Source organism: Corynebacterium sp. 122RC1, assembly GCF_024580955.1.
In the GTDB taxonomy this organism is placed as follows: Bacteria; Actinomycetota; Actinomycetes; order Mycobacteriales; family Mycobacteriaceae; genus Corynebacterium; species Corynebacterium kozikiae.
In genome coordinates this window covers 1-19,929 of the sequence record NZ_JANIKD010000025.1, presented here as the reverse complement: position 1 = coordinate 19,929, position 19,929 = coordinate 1, and the positions used below count along the sequence as shown (strand labels likewise).

Annotated in this window: 15 protein-coding genes and 1 tRNA gene; 10 read left to right on the top strand and 6 right to left on the bottom strand. The window is 61.1% G+C overall.

Annotation, left to right across the window (positions count from 1 at the left end; all coding sequences use genetic code 11):
* Positions 1-158 precede the first annotated feature (158 nt).
* Genes NQ050_RS10095 through NQ050_RS10085 form a run of 3 tightly spaced genes read left to right on the top strand, consistent with a single transcriptional unit; the run spans position 159 to position 3,947 of the window.
* Positions 159-755 carry a PadR family transcriptional regulator gene (locus NQ050_RS10095; RefSeq protein WP_257039205.1) on the top strand — a complete coding sequence of 199 codons (597 nt, stop codon included), beginning with the start codon at positions 159-161 and terminating at the stop codon, positions 753-755.
* 9 nt (positions 756-764) lie between these two features.
* Positions 765-1,439 carry an ABC transporter ATP-binding protein gene (locus tag NQ050_RS10090; protein WP_257039204.1) on the top strand — a complete coding sequence of 225 codons (675 nt, stop codon included), beginning with the start codon at positions 765-767 and terminating at the stop codon, positions 1,437-1,439.
* Between the two features lie 12 nt (positions 1,440-1,451).
* Positions 1,452-3,947 carry an FtsX-like permease family protein gene (locus NQ050_RS10085; RefSeq protein ID WP_257039203.1) on the top strand — a complete coding sequence of 832 codons (2,496 nt, stop codon included), beginning with the start codon at positions 1,452-1,454 and terminating at the stop codon, positions 3,945-3,947.
* Here NQ050_RS10085 and pcrA read toward each other — a convergent pair.
* The gene (pcrA, locus tag NQ050_RS10080) at positions 3,910-6,405 is read right to left on the bottom strand and encodes a DNA helicase PcrA (protein WP_257039201.1); all 2,496 of its coding nucleotides are present in this window, start codon (positions 6,403-6,405) and stop codon (positions 3,910-3,912) included. The genes NQ050_RS10085 and pcrA overlap by 38 nt on opposite strands.
* A 69-nt stretch (positions 6,406-6,474) precedes the next feature.
* Here pcrA and NQ050_RS10075 point away from each other — a divergent pair, with 69 nt between their 5' ends.
* A complete protein-coding gene (locus NQ050_RS10075) occupies positions 6,475-6,798 on the top strand; it encodes a chorismate mutase (protein WP_257039200.1) in 324 nt (107 codons plus the stop codon).
* A gap of 276 nt (positions 6,799-7,074) precedes the next feature.
* Positions 7,075-8,712 carry a glucose-6-phosphate isomerase gene (gene pgi / locus NQ050_RS10070; protein ID WP_257039199.1) on the top strand — a complete coding sequence of 546 codons (1,638 nt, stop codon included), beginning with the start codon at positions 7,075-7,077 and terminating at the stop codon, positions 8,710-8,712.
* 68 nt (positions 8,713-8,780) lie between these two features.
* Here the strand turns inward: pgi and NQ050_RS10065 are convergent, their stop codons facing one another.
* The 3 genes from NQ050_RS10065 to NQ050_RS10055 are packed head-to-tail and all read right to left on the bottom strand — an operon-like array spanning position 8,781 to position 15,109.
* Positions 8,781-9,194 (bottom strand): YccF domain-containing protein, encoded by a 414-nt coding sequence (locus NQ050_RS10065; protein WP_257039198.1) that lies wholly within the window; start codon positions 9,192-9,194, stop codon positions 8,781-8,783.
* A gap of 35 nt (positions 9,195-9,229) precedes the next feature.
* Positions 9,230-10,042, bottom strand: coding sequence for a DNA-formamidopyrimidine glycosylase family protein (locus tag NQ050_RS10060; protein ID WP_257039197.1), 813 nt, complete (start codon positions 10,040-10,042; stop codon positions 9,230-9,232).
* A gap of 3 nt (positions 10,043-10,045) precedes the next feature.
* Positions 10,046-15,109, bottom strand: a complete 5,064-nt coding sequence (locus tag NQ050_RS10055; protein WP_257039195.1) for a DNA glycosylase AlkZ-like family protein — start codon at positions 15,107-15,109, stop codon at positions 10,046-10,048.
* Positions 15,110-15,144: 35 nt separating this feature from the next.
* Between NQ050_RS10055 and NQ050_RS10050 the strand changes: the two genes are divergently transcribed.
* The 4 genes from NQ050_RS10050 to NQ050_RS10035 all read left to right on the top strand — a co-directional run bounded on the left by NQ050_RS10050 (position 15,145) and on the right by NQ050_RS10035 (position 17,761).
* The gene (locus NQ050_RS10050) at positions 15,145-15,903 is read left to right on the top strand and encodes a 3'(2'),5'-bisphosphate nucleotidase CysQ (RefSeq protein ID WP_257039193.1); all 759 of its coding nucleotides are present in this window, start codon (positions 15,145-15,147) and stop codon (positions 15,901-15,903) included.
* A gap of 285 nt (positions 15,904-16,188) precedes the next feature.
* Positions 16,189-17,016 carry a thymidylate synthase gene (locus NQ050_RS10045; protein ID WP_257039192.1) on the top strand — a complete coding sequence of 276 codons (828 nt, stop codon included), beginning with the start codon at positions 16,189-16,191 and terminating at the stop codon, positions 17,014-17,016.
* Positions 17,017-17,514 (top strand): dihydrofolate reductase, encoded by a 498-nt coding sequence (locus tag NQ050_RS10040; RefSeq protein ID WP_257039191.1) that lies wholly within the window; start codon positions 17,017-17,019, stop codon positions 17,512-17,514. It abuts the gene before it with no gap.
* Between the two features lies 1 nt (position 17,515).
* On the top strand, positions 17,516-17,761 hold the full coding sequence (locus tag NQ050_RS10035; RefSeq protein WP_257039190.1) for a mycoredoxin: 246 nt from the start codon (positions 17,516-17,518) through the stop codon (positions 17,759-17,761).
* Positions 17,762-17,794: 33 nt separating this feature from the next.
* Here the strand turns inward: NQ050_RS10035 and cobF are convergent, their stop codons facing one another.
* On the bottom strand, positions 17,795-18,556 hold the full coding sequence (cobF, locus tag NQ050_RS10030) for a precorrin-6A synthase (deacetylating) (protein WP_257039189.1): 762 nt from the start codon (positions 18,554-18,556) through the stop codon (positions 17,795-17,797).
* 339 nt (positions 18,557-18,895) lie between these two features.
* Positions 18,896-19,168: a hypothetical protein gene (locus NQ050_RS10025; protein WP_257039188.1), complete on the bottom strand. Its 273-nt coding sequence runs from the start codon at positions 19,166-19,168 to the stop codon at positions 18,896-18,898.
* 332 nt (positions 19,169-19,500) lie between these two features.
* On the opposite strand from NQ050_RS10025, the gene NQ050_RS10020 reads away from it, so the two are divergent.
* A tRNA-Arg gene (locus NQ050_RS10020) sits at positions 19,501-19,573 on the top strand.
* Positions 19,574-19,929: the final 356 nt, after the last annotated feature.

Genomic DNA, 19,929 nt, shown 5'->3' with positions numbered 1-19,929 from the left:
CCCCCACACCCCGCAATCCGCGTATTTCCCCAAACCCCTTGACGCTCTCCGATCCAAACACTAAAGTCCCACTTACCCGGTAACAACTTACCCGGTAAGTATCTATCTACCACCTGCTTCACCGGAAAGTCCCATACACCCAACCAAAGGAGGTGCTCATGGCAATCAAACACGCGCTACTTGCGCTGCTCTCTCAAGGCAACAACACCGCAGCAAGTTTGCAGATGGCGTTCGATGAAGCCACGGGCAGCGTCTGGCCACTGAACATCGGGCAAGTTGCCCAGACGCTCACTCGCCTGGAACGCGACCAACTCATTGAGCAATCAGAATCCCCACACACCAGTGGACGCGCCGCAAAGGTATACACGCTCACCGAATCCGGCCAATCCGAACTCGATCAGTGGTGGACCACAGCACACAAACGCTCGGAAAATGACCGGGATGAGCTTGTCACCAAGGTGGCCGTGGCACTCGCCGTGGGGCTCACCCCAAAGAGCCTGCTCAGGACCTTTGATACGCAACGGCAATCCACAATTGCAGAGCTCGGCGCGCTGAACCGGGCATCACAAGCACTCCCCGAGGCTCATCTCCCAGAACGCCTCGCCCTCGAGCGCAAGATCTTTGAGCTGGAGGCTGAAGTCCGGTGGCTGGAACGCGCAGAGTCGCTGATCAAAAACCAGCCCCAAAACCGTCCCAAAAGCCGGCCCCAAAGTCAGCCGAACAACTCCGGCCCAACCCAATCCCCACGGACTTAGGAGCACACCGTGTCTACTCTTCCTCTTGAATTTCGCGATGTCACCTGCACCTTTGGCCCCGAGGCAAATAGGGTGCACGCTCTACGCAACGTCAGTTTCTCACTGAATCCCGGCGAGCTCGTTGCGGTTATGGGTCCCTCTGGTTCCGGTAAGTCGACGCTGCTTAACATCGCCGGCCTGCTGCTGCAACCCTCCAGCGGCGAGGTGCTTATTGATGGCGTGGAAACCTCCCAGATGAGCCAGAAAAAGGCCGCTGAGCTGCGCCGAGACCACCTCGGCGTGGTATTCCAACGCTACAACCTCATGAGCACCTTCACGGTTGGGGAAAACGTTGCGCTCCCCTTAGAGCTCGGCGGCCAAAAGCTCAAAGAAATGCGCGGTGAAATCCAGCGCGCACTCGCCGAGGTAGGCCTGGAGGACATCATTGACCGTTTCCCGGAAGAAATCTCGGGCGGCCAGGCGCAGCGAGTTGCAATTGCCCGTGCGCTCATCGGCAGCCGCGGCATCATCTTGGCCGACGAACCCACCGGAGCCCTCGACACCGCCACCAGCGATGACGTGATGCGCATCCTGCGCGGACGAATCGACGCCGGGGCGGCAGGCATCTTGGTCACACATGAAGCTCGCTTTGCAGGGTGGGCTGACCGGGTGATCTACCTGCGTGACGGACAGATCGCAGACTAGAAGGGACAAAACATGCTTCGTGTTTCAATGCGCCCTGCGCTCAGAGATCGCCATTGGGTGCTACTGCTCGCCATCGTACTGATCGCGATCCCCACCGCGCTCGCCTCCTATTTCTCCATGGAGTCCCACTCACGGGAGCGCTTCAGCCAAACGACCAATCGCGAGAATGTGTTGGTGTACCAGGGTGGTACGTGCACCCAGGGCATCACTGGGTGGTCAAACCACTGCACCGGCGTGGAAGACAACCCGGCGCTTCCCGAGCCGATGCTCACCGCACCCGAGGAGCTCACCTCCGGGCTGCACGCCATTTCCCAGGGCACAGTGTTGTTGAGCAATAACGGCACAGCGGTGGAAGGATGGGTCACGGCAATCGACCCAGCAATCTCACTGTTTGGGGAGAACACCCCAGAGGCCGGCGAGGTTGTGCTCTCCCAGCGGGATGCGCAGCGTCTTGGTGTGAGCGTCGGGTCCCAGGTGGAGGCTACCCTCGCCACAGAAGATGGTGAGCAAAGCACCACTCTCACTGTTTCCAACGTCGGACCGGGTTGGGATACCACGGTGGTCTCCCCCACCTTGCCCATCGGCCAAGCCACCAACGCCGTCACTGAGTACATCTTGGTGCAGGATACGCCCATGACCTGGCAACAGGTGTTGGGCTATAACGCCCAAGGTTTTGTGGTCCGCAGCCAATCCGTCACGGAGAACCCTCCTCCAATCGAAGAGGTTCCAGCGGAGTTCCAAGACGAATACCGATTTTATGTACTCGACAACCCGAGGCTCGAGGGATGGTTGTTCACCTTCTTGGGCCTCAGCGCTTACACCGCGATAGGCGCGATCCTCCTGCTGCTTATTGCGCCGGTATTTGCGGTGATCTCCACGAGGAAGACCAGGGAATACGCACTCATGCGTTCCCAGGGCGCCACCACTGGCGCAGTCAAGGTTGCAGTCACCACCTACGGGCTCATCGCCGGCGTGTTGGGCGCAGCTTTGGGTAGCCTCGCGGGCATCGGCTTCTTCGTTGTGTCGTGGAAACAGCAATTCCCCACCTGGCCCATTACCTTCCCAATCGGTTGGCTACTCGCGTTCTTCGGTATTGCGGTACTTGGTAGCGTCGTTTCTGCTTTCCTACCAGCAATCTTTGCCTCGCGCGCGAACATTGTGGGCAGCATGGAGGGCGCGCAGGCGGACAGGTTGCTGCGCTGGCGGCCATGGATGCTGATCGGCCCGGTGGCGCTGGTGATCCTGGCGATCATTTGCGCTGTGTACACCCGCTTCACCTCCAACTATGACAACCTTCTATTCACCGAGGAAGGCCCCGAAAGCACATGGAAAATCCTCATCGTGGGCGTGCTGTACTTCGCCGTGGTGGGGGCCATTATTCCGGCTGTGGCACTCTCAATCCCAGCGGCCGTGTACGGGTTGGGGCTGATCTCCCGTCCGCTCGGCGCACGCATTGGGGCGCGGTTGCTGCGGCGTCAATGGCTCAAGTCCGTCCCGGTTGCCGCGGGCATTGCGGCGCTGACCTTCGCCGGGCTGTGGATGAGCAGCACCGGAAGCTATACCACTCAAGCGGAGCAACAAACCTTCGAAGGCTCCTTCTCAGTGGAGCTTCAAGATTCCGCCCTCCGTCAGTTCGCCACCAGCACTGACACCGCTGGCACCTCATTGCCTGCGCTCAGCCAATCAATGCAGTTCACACTGGCAAATCCTGGGGATTACTACGAAGCTCGCGACTTCAGCGCACAAGCCACGCTCGGCGTGCAGGCAATTGAGGGCAACAGCGAGTCCTTGGCATTGTTCAAGCTTGACGACGCGCGCAGGGCCGAAGCACTCAAAGCGCTGGGCGAGGGCAGGATTCTGGTCTCGAGCGCGGCCGATGTGGGTGACACCGCAGTGTTCCGCTTGGATGACTTCAGCTCAGAAGAAGGTGCGCGGGCCTTTGAAGCGCCAGTCGCCGCCGTGTTGCCGCCATACTTCACGGGCATGCTCGTGCCAATGCAGGCAGCCCAGGAGTACAGCATCCCAATGGATGCGCAGGCCATTGTGACCACATCTCCGTCTGAAAGCGGGCTGGTAGTGGCACACATTGAGGAACAACCAGACCGCACACCGCAAATTCGGCTGGCCCTGATGGTCTCTGCACTGTGCTTGGTGATCTTAGCTGGGTTGAGCGTGTTGGATTCCCGCGCGGCCAAGAGGCAGCAGGCGCAACTTGCTGCTATTGGTGCTTATCCATCAACCTTGGCAAGCATTGGCGCCTGGCAGCTTGGGCTGTTGGCGTGGGTTGGCTCGTGGATTGGCTTGGGCTCTGGCGTGCTGATGAAGCTGGCTACCTCCACGCCTACCACCTACGATGACCTCGGCCGGGTGCTGGCCTTCAGCACGCACGGCCTAGATGCCAACGTATTCCTTGGCATGCTGGTGGTTGGTGTGCTGATGCCTCTGCTCGCAGCAGGCGTGGGCTACCTGCTTACAGCTTTTCCAAAGGCAGACCTCCAATCAGCATAAGGCGGACTTTGCCGGCTGAGCCGAAGTCGATCATCACTGTGGCTCGAGCGCCTTCTCCGGAGGCCTCGATCACGGTGCCCAGCCCATATTTTTCATGAACCACACGATCTCCAACCACCAGGTGGAGGTCGTTGTTCTTTTTCGGCGCCGTGGGGATCGCGCGCTTGCGCGGGCTTCGTGAGGTTTGCGGGGACCGCTGCCCCCACGGCTGCTCACCACCCCAACTGCCGGAGGCCGGGGCGTTCCACGCATCGTCCCAGCCGGATGAGGTTGGTTCCTCCCTGCGCCAGTCAATCAGTTCCTCCGGGATTTCCGCCAGGAACCTCGATGGTGGGTTGGTCACCGCGTTGCCCCAAGAACTGCGCAGCATGGCCCTGGACACATACAGCACGCGCCGTGCTCGGGTGATCCCCACATATGCGAGGCGGCGTTCCTCCGCCAGCTCCTTTGGATCACCAAGTGCGCGCATGTGCGGGAACTGGCCGTCTTCCCAACCGGTCAAAAACACCACGGGGAACTCTAGGCCTTTGGCGGTGTGCAGTGTCATGAGGGTGACCACCCCTTGGTCGTCATCAGGGATCTGGTCCGCATCCGCAACCAGAGAAACCCGCTCCAAGAAGGCCTGCACGCTGCCAGGTTCCGGCTGCGTAGGGTCCCCCGGTTCCTCGTCCGAATCAGGGTCTAGGCCCATCTGATTGGCCACTTCCGAGGTGAATTCACGCGCCACTGAGACGAGTTCGTGGAGGTTGTCCAGCCGCGCACCGTCTTGGGGATCGTTGCTTGCTTCCAGTTCTGCGCTGTAGCCGGTGGCATCAAGAATGTTGTTGAGCGTGCCGCCGATATCTGGCAGGCCCGTTGCGGGATCCGTTTCGGGTACGCGCAGGCCGTCCATGAGGTCAAGGAACCCCGCGATAGCCTTTTGCCCGCGTGCCCCCAGCAGCCCAATGTTGCCCTGGGCCGCGTCGTGAAGCGCTTCGATGAAGCTGATCCCTAGGGAATCGGCGTGGACCTGAACGGTAGCGAGGGCTTTGTCACCGATGCCGCGGCGTGGGGTGTTAATGATGCGGCGCAGTGAGACTTCATCGCTGGGGTTGTCGATGAGGCGCAGGTACGCGATGATGTCTCGGATTTCTTTGCGTTCGTAGAAGCGAGTGCCGCCGACCACGCGGTATGGGATGCCGGTGCGGATGAAGACGTCTTCCACCGCGCGCGAGGAGCTGTTGGTGCGGTATATCACCGCGATGTCCTGGTAACCCACGCCTTGATCGCTGAGCGCATCAATTTCCGTGGCAATGAAGCGGGCTTCGTCGTGCTCGTTGTCCGCCACGTAGCCGACGATGCGTTCGCCGTCGCCCGCATCTGTCCACAGCTTTTTCTCACGGCGGTTCTCATTGCGCGCAATCACGGCGTTGGCGGCGGACAAGATGGTTTGGGTGGAGCGATAGTTCTGCTCCAGCAGGATGGTCTCCGCCTCCGGGTAGTCGCGCTCAAACTCCTCGATGTTGCGGATGGTGGCACCGCGGAAAGCATAGATGGACTGGTCCGAATCACCCACCACACACAGCTCACTTGCACCTTCACCCGTGCCCACGAGTTCCTTGATGAGCACATATTGAGCGTGGTTGGTGTCCTGGTACTCGTCGATCAACACGTGGCGGAAGCGGCGGCGATAGTACTCCGTGACCTGCGGGTGCTGCTGGAAAATACGAACGGTCTCACCGATGAGGTCATCAAAGTCCACCGCGTTGGCTAGGCGCAGGCGCCGCTGGTACTCCACAAACACCTGGGCGATCACCCGTTCAAAGGGGTTGCGGGTGTTTTCTGCCTCCTCTAGTGCCTGCTCAGGGCCGATGAGCTCGTTTTTCAGGTTGGACACTCCGGTGGCAAGCAGCCTTGGGGTGAACTTTTTGATGTCAAGCTGCATGTCCTTGGAAATCATGGCGAACAGCCGCTTGGAATCGTCGGAATCGTAAATCGTGAAGTTGGTGTTCAACCCAGCCACCAACGCCGCCTGCTCGCGCAGGATCCGCACGCATGTGGAGTGGAATGTAGACACCCACATTCTCTGCGCCTGCGGGCCGACGAGCTGCCCCACGCGCTCCCGCATCTCCGCTGCGGCCTTATTGGTAAAGGTAATGGCCAAAATTTGGCCGGGGTGCACCCCGCGGGCACGCATCAAATACGCGATGCGCCTGGTGAGCACGGCGGTCTTACCGCTGCCTGCGCCAGCCACAATCAGCAGCGGCGAACCAATGTGTTCCACCGCTTGAAGCTGCTGAGGATTAAGGCCCTCTACAAGGTCAGCCACTGGTGCGAAGCCTTGCTGGTGCACTGCGCCCGCCTGCTGCCCCGCACCTCCAAGCGGCTGTTCAGCACGCGGCTCGTTCCGCGAAGCAAATGGATTCTGGGGGGAACTCTGGCGTGTGGTGCCTGGGGAGAATGGGTTGTTCGTATTCATCACATCCAAACCTACAACGTAGCCCCGACACGGGGGATTTCCCTTGGGTTTCGTGGCAGAATACATGCCATGACTTCCTCCGAAGAACACTTTGAGATTCGCATGCCAAGCGGCACCGATGATCCTCTCTCTGACGCTGAGATCCAGCGTTACCGCGAGGAAATCAACCGCTTGGACCGCCAAATCTTGGATGCTGTGAAGCGCCGCGCCGAAATTTCCCAGGCCATCGGCCGCACCCGCATGGGTTCGGGCGGCACCCGCCTGGTGCACACGCGCGAAGTGGCGATCATCAATCAGTTCCGGGAGGAAATCGGCGAGGAAGGCCCCAACCTCGCGGGCATCCTGCTGCGCATGGGCCGCGGCAGGCTCGGCCACAGCAAAAACGACTCCTAAGAAAGGCAATTGCCGACGTCCCCAAGCGCCGCACCCAGCAGCAGTACAGTGGGGTGCGGCGCGGGGAGGCAGCACAGATTGAGGCTTGAGCGGGGCCCGAAAACGTAATACTTCCCACTGAATGCGGGATTAGTAGCCCCCTAAGCGGCAGCACAGCCCGCGAGCTACTACCGTGGAATGAGTTGCAGTTTTGAGGCGCGCATGTACGCCCACACTATTGCCCATGAATTGAACTGATCACCGAATATCTCATTAACGCATTGGAGAACGTGAACCATGGCTTCTGATACCACCGCCATCACCGCCACCCCCGCATGGTCGAAGCTCGCCGAGCTTTCCCGCAAGGAGTTCAACTTGCGCGAGCTGTTTGCCGCAGATGCACAGCGCGCCCAGGATTTGAGCTTCGATGCCGCAGGCCTGCGGGTTGACCTCTCCAAGAACCTCATTGACGCCGACGTCCTTGCCGCCCTCTTGGAGCTGGCTGAAGAAGCCAAGGTGAAGGAAAAGACCGCGGCTATGTTTGGCGGCGAGCACCTGAACAACACCGAGGACCGCGCGGTGCTGCATACCGCGCTGCGCCTCCCAGTGGAGCAAGACCTCACCGTGGATGGCCAGGACGTTGCCGCTGACGTGCACGAGGTGCTGGGCCGCATGCGTGACTTTGCCACCGCCCTGCGCTCCGGAGCGTGGTTGGGTGCGACCGGCCACACCATCAAAACTGTGGTGAACATTGGCATCGGTGGCTCTGACCTGGGCCCAGCGATGGCCACCAAAGCGCTGCGCACCTACGCAACCGCCGGCATCACCGCAAAGTTTGTGTCCAACGTTGATCCGGCGGACATCGTGGCGGTACTCGATGAGTGCGACCCCGCCTCCACCCTGTTCGTGGTTGCCTCCAAGACCTTCACCACCCAGGAGACTTTGGCAAACGCGCACGCCGCAAAGCGTTGGCTCGTGGAAAAGCTCGGTGAGCAGGCTGTTCCAAAGCACTTTGTGGCTGTTTCCACCAACGCGGAAAAAGTTGCTGAGTTCGGCATTGACACCAAGAACATGTTTGGGTTCTGGGAGTGGGTTGGCGGCCGCTACTCCGTGGACTCCGCGATCGGCCTCTCCCTGATGGCAGTGATCGGCCCTATGGACTTCATGCGCTTCCTCGAAGGCTTCCATGCCATGGATGAGCACTTCCGTACCGCAGATTTTGCCCAGAACGTACCAGTGCTGATGGCGCTGTTGGGCGTGTGGTACAACAACTTCCACGATGCACAAACCCACGCGGTGCTCCCCTACTCCGAGGACCTTGGGCGCTTCCCCGCCTACCTCCAGCAGCTCACCATGGAATCCAACGGCAAGTCGGTGCGCCGCGACGGCACCGCGGTAACCGCCTCCACCGGTGAAATTTACTGGGGCGAGCCTGGCACCAACGGCCAACACGCGTTCTACCAGCTCATTCACCAGGGCACCAAGCTGATTCCAGCAGACTTCATTGGGTTTGCCCGCCCCAAGCAGGATGTGCCCACCGCCACCGGCGAAGGTTCCATGCATGACCTGCTGATGAGCAACTTCTTTGCCCAGACCAAGGTGCTGGCCTTTGGCAAGACCGCTGAGGAAATCGCCGCTGAGGGCGTGCCGGCTGAGCTCGTGGCCCACAAGGTTATGCCGGGCAACCGCCCCACCACCACGATCCTGGCTCCCGAGCTCACCCCAGCAGTGCTCGGCGCCCTGATTGCCCTTTACGAGCACATCACCTTTGTGCAGGGCGTGATCTGGGACATCAACTCCTTCGACCAGTGGGGCGTTGAGCTGGGCAAGCAGCAGGCCAACGACCTCGCCCCAGCAGTGGCGGGCGAGCAGGATGCAAACTCTGGTGATTCCTCCACCGACGAGCTCATCCGCTGGTACCGCGCCAACCGCTAGCTCCTCAGGGCGCGTCGTGTCACGTCTCCCGACGCGCCTAAGGCCTCATTCCCAACGGTTACAGGGCCCTAAAAGGTCACCATGGGCCGGTAACCGAATGGCACGGCGTTACTTGGCACGATGCTCTTGCCAAAGGGGAAGCAGGTCACCGGGATCATCTTGAGGTTGGCTATGGCCAGGGGGATGCCAATGATGGTCACGGCCTGCGCAATGGCGGTGCTCACGTGCCCGAGCGCCAGCCAGAGACCAGCCACCACGAACCAAATCACGTTACTCACCGTGTTCAGCGAGCTGGCTTGGCTCACTGGTTGCACCACGGTGCGCCCAAAGGGCCACAGGGCGTAGCTGGCCATGCGGAAGCTGGCCACACCCGCGGGGATTGTGACCACGAAAATACATGCGAGCACACCGAAGAACACATACCCCAGCGCCAACCAGATACCGCCGGTGATCAACCAAATGATGTTCAGGATTGTTTTCATGGCTCCCATTGTGGCGCATGCCTAGGACACACGCCTTAGGGACGGAGAAGTGGCTGGCAATGGGGGCACCACCAGATGATGCGCTCGAGCTCCTGAGTGGGATCGTCCACCAGCGTGGACTTCAAAATAAGCGTGCCGCAGCGCCTGCAGGGCTTGTTGTTTCTCCCAAATACATAGGTGGATTCCCCGGCGCGGCGCACGCCGGTGGTCACCCGGATTGGTGAGTAGCGGTTTTCCCACATCAGCCTGCGGGTAACTGCGAGCACTTGGTCCAGGTCCACGGCGGCCACCGGCGTTGCGGGGTGAATGCCGCAGATGAAGCAGATTTCCGCACGGTACTCGTTGCCTACACCGGCGAGCATGGTTTGGTCCAGCAATGCAAGGCCAATGGCACGGGTGGGGTTGGTGAGGATTCTTTGCTTGGCCTCGGCCTCACCGCTGTCTGGCCAGTGCTCGTCCAGTACGTCTGGGCCAAGGTGGGCAATGGGCTCGGGGTAGGTGTCCGTGGGAAACACTCTGGCAAATCCAAGTTCATGGCCCACGACCTCGATTGGGCCGGCGGGATCGTCCAACACCAGCACTACCCTTGCGGTGTGGCCCGGCTTCTTCCAGCGCTGGCCTTTGCGGTGGACGGCCCAAGTGCCCTCCATCTTCAGGTGGGTGTGCAAGGTGAGGTCCTCGAAGGCCATGAACAGGTGTTTGCCGTAGGGCCACACTTTGCTCACTTGGCGCGGTTCAAAGTGCACGTTGGCGTAGCGCGGCACCCGCATGCTGCTTTGCAGCACCTTACGGCCCTGCATGAACTGCATGCGGTGGGAGAGTTGGAAAATGGAATCGCCTTCCGGCATTGCTCACCTCCTGCGGTATCCGCCGGACCGGAATCCGCCTGTTCGTGGTTCTGGTGTGCCATCTTGAGGCAGGTACTCTAATGCGTCCGCCAAGCTACGCCCATTCTTTCTGCCCTGCACCCCGAAGGAGTCTGTGCCGCTGTGAGCGCTGGGGGCGTCGGCACTGCTGTGTTGCGCGGTGGGGATTCGTACTCCGCGTGGGGTGATGCTCGCGCCGGCTTGGCGCAGTGCGCTCAACAGGGGTGATTGGAGCGCGGGGGTGGCGTTGATGGTTTCAATGGTGAGATTGCGTTGGGGGTGTTGGCCGAGTGCCCACACAATGAGCGGGAGGTGCAGGTTGAGGGTTTGGGTGTCCTGTTCCTCGGCGAAAAGTGTGAGCGTTTTGCCGCCGCGGGAGAGGTGGGCGAGCGGGAGGCCGTCGGCAAGGACCACCACTGCCCCGGCTGCCCTGGAGACACGGTGTTCGCCGGGCCACGGCAGCGCCGCGCCGTAGGGGTTGGCGGGGTCGCAGGCCGCGAGCAGGTACACGTCTGGTTCTTCGGAGCCGCTGGGCCAGGTGGTGGGATCTGGGGAATCGTCCATGCCGCGGAGGCGATCAATTACCGCGGGGGTGGAAAACTGCGCGGCGCCCAGGCCTTCCACCACGTAGCCGCGCAGCGCCTTGCCGGATTCCTCAAAGCCACTGAGCACTTTGTATGCCAGGGCGAACCCGCCTAGTACGTCTTCAGCCTGCACCGATCCGCGGGTGACCACGCCGTAACGGTCCAGCCACGCCTCGCCGTGTGCTACGGAGCGGGAGGTGGCGTTGGTATCTGGGGCAACGCTGAGGCTCCACCTGCCCACCAATTCCGGTGCGTGCGCCGCTTTGCCCCGTTGCGCGCCAGCGCCTGTGCCGGGGGAACCGGAACCGACACCGCCTCCAGCAACGGCGGCGTTGGCAAAGCTCGTGCGCCCCATCCTGAGGCGGGAGCGCTGCGGAGTGCGCTTTGCACGGTGCGCCGCCGAGCCGCCGCGTGAGCGAGCCAGGCGGGCGCGGATGCCAGCGAAGCCGTCCGGGCTGAGCACACCGGCTTCAAACAACCCCCACATGGCTTCACTGATCTGGTCCAAGCTCGCCTGCCCGGCAACCAGGCCGAGGTCCTCACCCGTGACGTGGGCAAAAATGTCCTGCGCACGGAACCCTCCACCGCGGGAAAGGAACTCCACGATCTGTTGTTGGATGTGGCTGTAGCCGCTCCGGGATGTTTGGGATGTCCGGGATGTCCAGGATGTTTGGGGTGCTTGAGCGGTACTGGAGCCATCGTCCGGCTCATCTGGCTCAACGCTTGCCACATCGAGTTCGTCCGGCAGCGGCAACAATTGCGCCGCGTAGTCCACCGGGAGCAGGCGCACCCAGGGGTCATTGGCCCCGGCTTGGCCAGCACCCACAACGAGCACTTCACCGCTGATCAGCAGCTCATCAAGCCAGGCTGGCTGGTAGCCGCGAACCCTAGAAGGCAACACCATGGACTCCCAGGCGCTCGCCGGCAGGCGCACTCCCGCAAGCTGCTCAATCACGGCCAGCACCCCATCGACCCCGTGGAGCTGCGGCGCCTGGCCCACGGGGGCAACCTGCTGCCAGGCGGGCAGGAATCGGGCAAACGCGCTTTGGCTCACCGGTTGCGTCTGCGCCCGCGCCATGGCCAAAGACCTGCTGCGTAAGGTAGCGAGCACTTCCTTGGCCACGTACTCCTGGCCGTCAATCCCCTGGCGGAAACGGCCCTCAATCACCACTTGGTCCTGCACGAGTTGCATGAGCGCCTGGTGCGCCACCGATGCCGGCAGACCGAACGCCTCCTGCAATTGGGCCAACTGGAATGGGCCACGCGTGCGCACCCACCTGCGCACCAACTGCTCCAGGGCATCGGTTATTGGTTCCACCGGTGCCGGAACACCCGCAGGCACGGGCACCCCGAGCGCATCACGCAACAGGGGGGCGTCGTGAATGCCTGCCAAATGCTCCACGCCCGCGATCCGCACCTGCATGACGCGACTGCTCACTGTTGCCAGCGCGGCCTGGTCAAGTGCAAAGGTGCAGCGCTGCTGCGCGGTTTCAAGCGGTATGGGGCCGAGGATGCGCAGCGCGTCCACGAGCTGCTCCGGGGTCTTGGCACGCCGGCTTTCCGCCGTGCGTTGGAGTTGCTCGTGGACCTCAGTGATCACCTCTTGGTCCAACAGTTCCCGAAGCTCCACCGCACCCAACAGCTTGGCCAACAGCGTTGGGTCCAGCGCCAGCGCCGCAGCGCGCTTTTCCGCAAGCGGGGAATCGCCCTCGTACATGAACGCGCCGGTGTAGTTGAACAGGATTGAGGAGGCAAACGCACTCGGGTTTTGGGTGGTCACCTCCGCGATCTGGATCTTGCGCAGGCGCAGGTTACTCTGCACCTCTACCAACGCGGGGAGGTCGTAGACGTCGTGGAGGCATTCCCGAACCGTCTCCAAAATGATGGGAAAGCTCGGATACTGCCTGGCCACGTCCAGCAACTGTGCGGCGCGCTGACGTTGCTGCCACAACGGCGCGCGCTTGCCTGGGTTGCGCCGCGGCAACAGCAACGCTCGCGCCGCGCACTCCCGGAACCGAGATGCAAACAACGCCGAATTGCCCACCTGAGCTGCAACGATCTCTTCCACCTCATCGGGGTCTAGCAGAAACAACTCCGCGCTTGGTTGGGTGTCCGCATCGGGCAGGCGCAGCACGATTCCGTCGTCGCTGCTCACCGGCTGGGCATCCATCCCGGTTTCCTGAGCAATCTTTGCCCCCACCGCCAAAGCCCACGCGGCGTTCACACCGCGGCCAAACGGCGCATGCAACACTACGCGCCAGTCCCCCAGTTCATCACGGAACCGCTCCAACAGCAGCGTCTGCTCATCCGGGACCATCCCGGTATCTTCCTTCTGTTGTTCGAGGAAGCGCAGCACATTGTTCTGAGCATTCTCATCCAACCCCAGTTCCGCGCGCTGAACGGTGCTGGGATCGGCGTGCACAGCGCGTCGGAAGGCTCCCAGAGCCAAGCCCAATTCATACGGCCGCCCGAGCTGATCGCCCGTCCAAAACGGCAGCCTGCCCGTGAGCCCCGGCGCAGGAGTGACCAGCACCTGATCGCGCGTAATCTCCTCAATGCGCCAGCTCGAGGCCCCCAAAGTAAACACGTCCCCCACCCTGGACTCGTAGACCATCTCCTCATCCAGCTCCCCCACCCGGCGCGCGCCCTGTTCACCACCGACCAGGAACACGCCAAACATGCCGCGGTCAGGAATGGTGCCTCCGCTGGTCACCGCCACTCGCTGTGCACCGGGGCGGGCGGAAAGCATGCCTGTGATGCGGTCGAAAATGATCCTGGGGCGCAGCTCCGCGAAGTCGGTGGAGGGGTAGACGCCGGAGGCGAGGTCGATCACCGCATCGAACACCGCGCGATCCAGATCCTGGTACGGGTAGGCGCGCGTGACCAGCGCAAACCACTCATCAACATGCAGATCCTCCATGGACACCGCCGCAATAGTGTGCTGGGTGAGCACATCCAGGGCATTTTTGGGCACGGAGAGCTCCTCAATGAGGCCTTCACGCATCCGGGCCACCGTCACCGCCGTTTGCACGAGGTCCTGGCGGTGCTTCGGGTACATCGAGCCGTGGGAGACCGCACCCACCACGTGTCCGGCACGGCCCACGCGCTGCAGGCCGCTGGCTACCGACGGCGGCGATTCCACCTGAATCACAAGGTCAACCGCGCCCATATCAATTCCCAATTCCAAGGAACTGGTAGACACCACGGCGCGCAGCGACCCCTCCTTGAGCATGGTTTCAATCTGTGCTCGCTCATCTTTAGACACCGAGCCGTGGTGCGCGCGTGCGATCAGCGGGTCAGTGAGACCGGCCACGTCACCCGGGCTCATCACCTGCGCCGGTGGGCGGCGCTGCGGCGCCGCAAGCGCATCAGGGGCATGCTCCACGGCATAAAGCTCATTGATTTGACTGGTGAGCTTTTCCGCAGTGCGCCTTGAGTTCACAAACACCAAGGTGGAGCGGCTAGCCATGATCTCCTGGTACACCTCACGGGCAATGTGGGGCCAGATGGATCCGTTGGAAGGGTCTGGGGCGGAGGTTGGCTCAATAGCGGGCGCTGCGGTGGGCGCTGGATCGAACAGGGGGTCACCCGTGGGCAGCGCCGTGGTGATCCCCAGGGAATCCTCCACCGTGATTTCCCCGATGGTGGAACCTGGCTCGGCTGTGGGCAGATCGCTCATGTCCTCCACTGGGACGTGGACGTTGAGCTCCCAGAGCTTTTCCGCTGGAGGATTGATGATCTCTACCGGGCGGTCCCCGCCCAAGAACTTTGCCACCAGGTCCAAGGGGCGCACCGTGGCTGAAAGGCCCACTCTCTGAACAGGCTTGCCCACCAGGTGTTCCAGACGCTCCAAGGTGAGCGCCAGGTGTACCCCGCGTTTCGTGCCGGCGATCGCGTGGATTTCATCAATGATCACCGTCTCCACGTTCCTGAGGATGCCCGCGGCCTTGGAAGTGAGCATGAGGTATGCGGATTCCGGGGTGGTAATCAAGATATCCGGTGGGCGGCGCAGTTGGCGGTTGCGCTCCGCCGCGGGCGTATCACCCGAGCGCACACCAACAGAGATGTTGCTGGGCTCAAGCCCAAGGCGTAACGCCACGTTGTTGATACCAGCCAAAGGGGCGCGGAGGTTGCGTTCCACGTCCACGCCGAGGGCTTTCAGCGGGGAAATATAAAGTACTTTTACGCCCGATTGAGTGGTTTTGGCAGCGGGTTCATGCGCGATTTCGGGCAAAACCAACGTGGTTTGTCCCACTTGTTGCGTGAGGCCATTGAGCGCCCACAAGAATGCTGCCAGGGTTTTACCCGAGCCGGTTGGCGCTACCACAAGAGCATTCTCACCTGCAGAAATAGCTTCCCAGGCCTGTTGTTGAACCGCCGTGGGGGCCGCGAAAACCTCCGAAAACCACGTGGAAACCTGCGGCTGAAAGCGGGTGAGAATGCTCTCGTTGGCTGTGCTGGACATGTCCTTATTCAACCAAACAACTAGACTGAGCAACTATGACTGCTCATTTTGACGATGCAACGCTGACCCACCGCCTGGCTCAGGGCACGGGCGAAATCCTCAAAGGCGTGCGCAATGTGGGTGTACTGCGCGGCCGCGAGCTGGGCGACGCCGGCGACGACCTTGCACAGAACTGGATCGCACGCGTGCTGGAGCAACACCGCCCTGATGACGGCTTCCTCTCCGAAGAAGCCGCAGACAATCCAGAGCGCTTGGGTAAGGACCGCGTGTGGATTATCGACCCCCTGGATGGCACCAAGGAGTTTGCCACCGGGCGCCAAGACTGGGCAGTCCACATTGCACTCGTTGAACAGGGCATTCCCACCCATGCTGCCGTCGGCCTGCCTGACTTGGGCGTGGTGTTCCACTCCTCAGACGCCCGCGCCGTGACCGGACCGTTCTCGGGCAAGATCGCACTTTCCCACAACCGCCCACCAGAGGTGGCGCTGCACATCGCGGAGAAGCTGGGATTTGAAACCCAAACCATGGGCTCCGCAGGTGCGAAGGCAATGCACGTGCTACTCGGCGACTACGACGCATACATCCACGCCGGTGGCCAATACGAATGGGACTCCGCCGCACCAGTGGGCGTGTGCAAGGCAGCAGGGCTGCACTGCTCCCGCCTGGACGGCAGCGAGCTGCGTTACAACAACAAGGACACCTACCTGCCAGATATCCTCATTTGCCGCCCCGAGCTGGCAGAGGAAATCCTTTCCCTCATCGCGGCCTTCCGTGAGGAGCACGGCTCCTACTAAGCCACTGCCACTGCCTCTCCCCTCACCCAAACTGTACCGCCGCGCCCGCGCGCTGGCCCTACCCCGAGCTGGGCGCTGGCGGCGTCGGTACACGAAACTCCCCCGTGCCTAGAGCGCGGGGGCTGCCGGGGCCTTTGTGGAATGGTCTTTGTGGAATGTTCGCGGCGGGCTTAGTGTTGGCACTAATGTTGAAAACGCCGCTGTTGAACGCACCGCCTGGACAGCCAGTAGTGGTGCGGTGAGCTCGGCGCGCACCCTTGTAGACAAATGTAAAGGCCACCCCGCATGCCCCACACCACTGAGCGTTCCGGCGCAGGAATTGCAACTCCTTATGAGGACCTCCTGCGCAAGATTCTTGCTGAAGGCAGTCACAAAGATGACCGCACCGGCACCGGCACCACCAGCCTATTTGGTGCGCAGATGCGCTTTGATCTGGACGAGGCCTTCCCACTGATCACCACTAAAAAGGTGCATATGAAGTCCATCATCGGGGAGCTGCTGTGGTTTTTGAGGGGCGAATCCAACATTGCCTACCTGCATGAAAACGGCGTAACCATCTGGGATGAATGGGCCGATGAACAGGGAGAACTCGGCCCCGTGTACGGGGTGCAGTGGCGCAGTTGGCCCACCCCGGACGGACAGCACATAGACCAGATTTCCGGCGCGCTGGACATGCTGAAAAACAATCCGGATTCACGCCGCAACATCGTGTCCGCGTGGAACGTGGCGGAGCTACACAACATGGCGCTGCCGCCGTGCCACCTGCTCTTCCAGCTCTACGTGGCCGACGGCAAACTGAGCTGCCAGCTTTATCAGCGCAGCGCAGACATGTTCCTCGGGGTGCCTTTTAACATCGCAAGCTACTCACTGCTCACCCACATGCTCGCGCAGCAAGCGGGCCTGGAGGTTGGCGAGTTCATCTGGACCGGCGGCGACTGCCACATCTATGACAACCACCGCGAACAGGTGGAGCTGCAACTCTCTCGCGAGCCACGCCCCTACCCCCAGTTGAAGCTGCGCAAGGCTGACTCTCTGTTTGAGTACACCTTTGAGGACGTGGAGATTGTGGGATACGACCCCCACCCAACCATCCGCGCCGAGGTAGCCGTCTAAATGCTGCGCGCAATCTGGGCCCAAAGCACTGACGGCATCATCGGCGATGGCCACGACATGCCCTGGCACCTCCCCGAAGACCTCACCCATTTCAAGGAGCTCACCATGGGTTCCACGGTCATCATGGGCCGCGCCACCTGGGAATCCATCCCCGAACGCTTCCGCCCCCTCCCGGGCCGCGAAAACTGGGTGGTGACCAGCAAAACTCCAGGTCAGTGGCTCGAAGGTGCACGCGCGATCGCTCTCACCGACATCAGCCGCACCACCGACGCCTGGATCCTCGGCGGCGGCAAACTCTACGCCGCTACCCTGCCGCTCGTTGCTAAGGTGGAGCGCACGCTTATCGACGCCCCCTACGCCGCACAACTCGGCGATCAAGCGGTGCTTGCGCCCACACTCGACGCAGGGTTTGTGCTCAGCGAGGATTCTGGGTGGCAGGTGGCCAGCAGTGGGCTACGCTACCGTTTTGAAACTTGGGTAAGGAATGGAGAAGCTTGAAATGAGCAATATGACCGTGTTTTACGCCGACTGGTGCCCATTTTGCCGCAACCTGCTGCGCGGCCTACGCAGCGCCAACATCCCCTTTGAACTGGTGGATGTAGACCGGGACGCCGAAGCCAGTGAGTGGGTGAAGTCCGTCAACGGCGGCAACCGCGTAGTCCCCACCGTGCGCTACGCAGACAACACCACCGCCACCAACCCCTCTCTGGCCCAGGTGCAGGAAAAGCTGGCGCAGCTTTCCTAGGCTTTCCTAGGCGGTGCCTGAGCGAATTTTGGGCTAGTCCAGTTCGCGGAGCAGGTAGGTGTCCATAATCCAACCGTGCTCTTCGCGGAGTTTCGCCTTGAGCTCAGCTACTTCTTCCCCGATCTCATGGACATACCCGGAGCGAAGCACCTCATCGTTTGTGCCCAGGTACGCACCCCACCACATATAGGTGTGCTCCGTGGCAACTTCGAGCCAAGTGGAGCCACCATCGAGCATGACCACGCAGTTGCGTCGGTCTGCTGCCGAAGTCTGCGGGAGCTTGCGGCCAGTAGTGACGTGGATGGACTCCCCGATCCGATTCAACAGGATGCCGTGTGCGGCGGTGAGCACCTGTAAAGCGGTGACTCCGGGGATGACCTCAATCTTTGCTTCGAGGTTTTCCTGCTTCTTCATGTGCTCAATGATGCGCAGGGTGGAATCGTAGAGGGAGGGATCGCCCCACACCAAGAACGCCACGGCGCCGTCCTCAGTGGTGTGGCGATACACCGCCTCAGCGAGAAGGCGGGCGCGCTCAATGTGCCACTTTTTCACTTCCGCTTCATAGGCCTTTTCATCGCCGGGGTTCCGGTCGCGCTGAGGATCAGCCACGGCGACGATCGGGGTGCCAGGGGCGTGAGTGAGCACCATCTTTTCGCGCAGCGCCAACAGGTCCGACTTGCTTTCGCCCTTATCGAGAGCCAAAACGACGTCAGCCCTAGACAGGCCCTCGATCGCTTGGAGGGTGAGGAAGTCTGGGTTACCGGCGCCAATGCCAATAACGAGGATTGTGCGCATGAGGGCACCCCTTTTTTGGTTGTTCGCTCGTGTTACTTGAGGACCGTTTTTGTATTTATTAATACTGAGCGGTGTTTGTGGCAGATATGGTGTTGTGTTGGATTTTTGGTGACAAATGGAAAACCAGACTCATCTTGCCGCGAATTTGCTACAAGGAGTCTGGTTCCCACCTTAGCCGCCAATTACATCCATGGCATCAAGGTTTGAATGTAATTTCCGCCAAAAGATTGAATTCGCCGTTGCGGGGTGCTCGCCGCTGGGCTTTGGCTTGTGGCCGGAGGTCGGAGGGCGAGGGCCGGCGGCAGGCGGCGGGGGTTGCTAGGTTATGTTCTCCCTGGATTAGTCGTCGTCGCCGATCAGCTCAGCACGATCCGTCTCAGAAAGCAGGGTGTTCACGTTGGAATAATCGACGGAGAACTGCTGGTGCATGTAGCGGTCACATGCAGCAGAAAGCTGCTTGGCATCAAACTTGTTCAAGGTGAGCACGCGAGTGCGGGTGCCGTCCTCTGCCAAAGCATCGAGCGCCAGTACTGGAGTGCCGTTTTCTTCAACGACCTCAGACACAATGGCGCGACGATCAACATCATTAAAGATTGGGTGGATTTCAGCCATGATTCTTCGAGCTCCTTTGCAAAAATTATGACTTCTCCAGTCTAGGCTCCTCTGGCCGCTTCGGCTCGAATTTGCCTGAAAAAGCTCGTCACACTCCCCCAATAGGTGCTAGCAAGTGGGATCTGGTGAGGTGCCGGGATGGTGCCGTCGGTACCTGTTCTTGGGGGTTGGCAGCGGCGTTTGGTGGTGGAGCTTGCTTTTGGTGTCGTGTTGATGCTGAGGAAGCGGCAGAATTGGAGCGCTTGGCGTTGTCCGGTAACCTTGAACAGGCACACGATCCAACGCGGTTGGCGCCCAGCTTGTGAGCTGACCGATTGCGGATTGGTGCTGCTGCCCTAGTAGCTCAGTGGATAGAGCACGGCTCTCCTAAAGCCGGTGTCGTAGGTTCGATTCCTACCTGGGGCGCTTTCGAAGTTGAGGGTTTCAGGAAACGGTTTGAGTTTGTTCAGGAAACCTTGGTGTGTTCTGTTACAACATCTGTTCCAGTTCCCGTTCCACCCTCCGTTACAACAAAAGCCCTGCGCGTTAACGTGAGCAGGGCTTTTGTTCTACCTCGGGGACATTCCCAGACATGTCGATTACACGGACCGCGGGTCTGCTGTCCGTGTAATCGGGTTCTGTCTCTGTAGTTTTCGACCGTTTTTCTATGCCGCGAGCGGTGGTGCTCCAGGTCTACGCTTCGGGCTCCAGTCCGGCTGCTCTACCGGAACCAAATCAGAGTCAGGACGGGTCCACCGACCACCGTCGGGTGGGGTCGGGGT

Bases quoted from the DNA above. Each gene is read 5' to 3' on its own strand.
- NQ050_RS10085 (WP_257039203.1), top strand. From the start codon at position 1,452: ATGCTTCGTGTTTCAATGCGCCCTGCGCTCAGAGATCGCCATTGGGTG.
- NQ050_RS10050 (WP_257039193.1), top strand. From the start codon at position 15,145: ATGACTGCTCATTTTGACGATGCAACGCTGACCCACCGCCTGGCTCAG.
- NQ050_RS10035 (WP_257039190.1), top strand. From the start codon at position 17,516: ATGAGCAATATGACCGTGTTTTACGCCGACTGGTGCCCATTTTGCCGC.
- NQ050_RS10025 (WP_257039188.1), bottom strand. From the start codon at position 19,168: ATGGCTGAAATCCACCCAATCTTTAATGATGTTGATCGTCGCGCCATT.
- NQ050_RS10045 (WP_257039192.1), top strand. From the start codon at position 16,189: ATGCCCCACACCACTGAGCGTTCCGGCGCAGGAATTGCAACTCCTTAT.
- NQ050_RS10065 (WP_257039198.1), bottom strand. From the start codon at position 9,194: ATGAAAACAATCCTGAACATCATTTGGTTGATCACCGGCGGTATCTGG.
- NQ050_RS10060 (WP_257039197.1), bottom strand. From the start codon at position 10,042: ATGCCGGAAGGCGATTCCATTTTCCAACTCTCCCACCGCATGCAGTTC.
- pgi (WP_257039199.1), top strand. From the start codon at position 7,075: ATGGCTTCTGATACCACCGCCATCACCGCCACCCCCGCATGGTCGAAG.
- NQ050_RS10040 (WP_257039191.1), top strand. From the start codon at position 17,017: ATGCTGCGCGCAATCTGGGCCCAAAGCACTGACGGCATCATCGGCGAT.
- NQ050_RS10095 (WP_257039205.1), top strand. From the start codon at position 159: ATGGCAATCAAACACGCGCTACTTGCGCTGCTCTCTCAAGGCAACAAC.
- NQ050_RS10055 (WP_257039195.1), bottom strand. From the start codon at position 15,109: ATGTCCAGCACAGCCAACGAGAGCATTCTCACCCGCTTTCAGCCGCAG.
- cobF (WP_257039189.1), bottom strand. From the start codon at position 18,556: ATGCGCACAATCCTCGTTATTGGCATTGGCGCCGGTAACCCAGACTTC.
- NQ050_RS10075 (WP_257039200.1), top strand. From the start codon at position 6,475: ATGACTTCCTCCGAAGAACACTTTGAGATTCGCATGCCAAGCGGCACC.
- pcrA (WP_257039201.1), bottom strand. From the start codon at position 6,405: ATGAATACGAACAACCCATTCTCCCCAGGCACCACACGCCAGAGTTCC.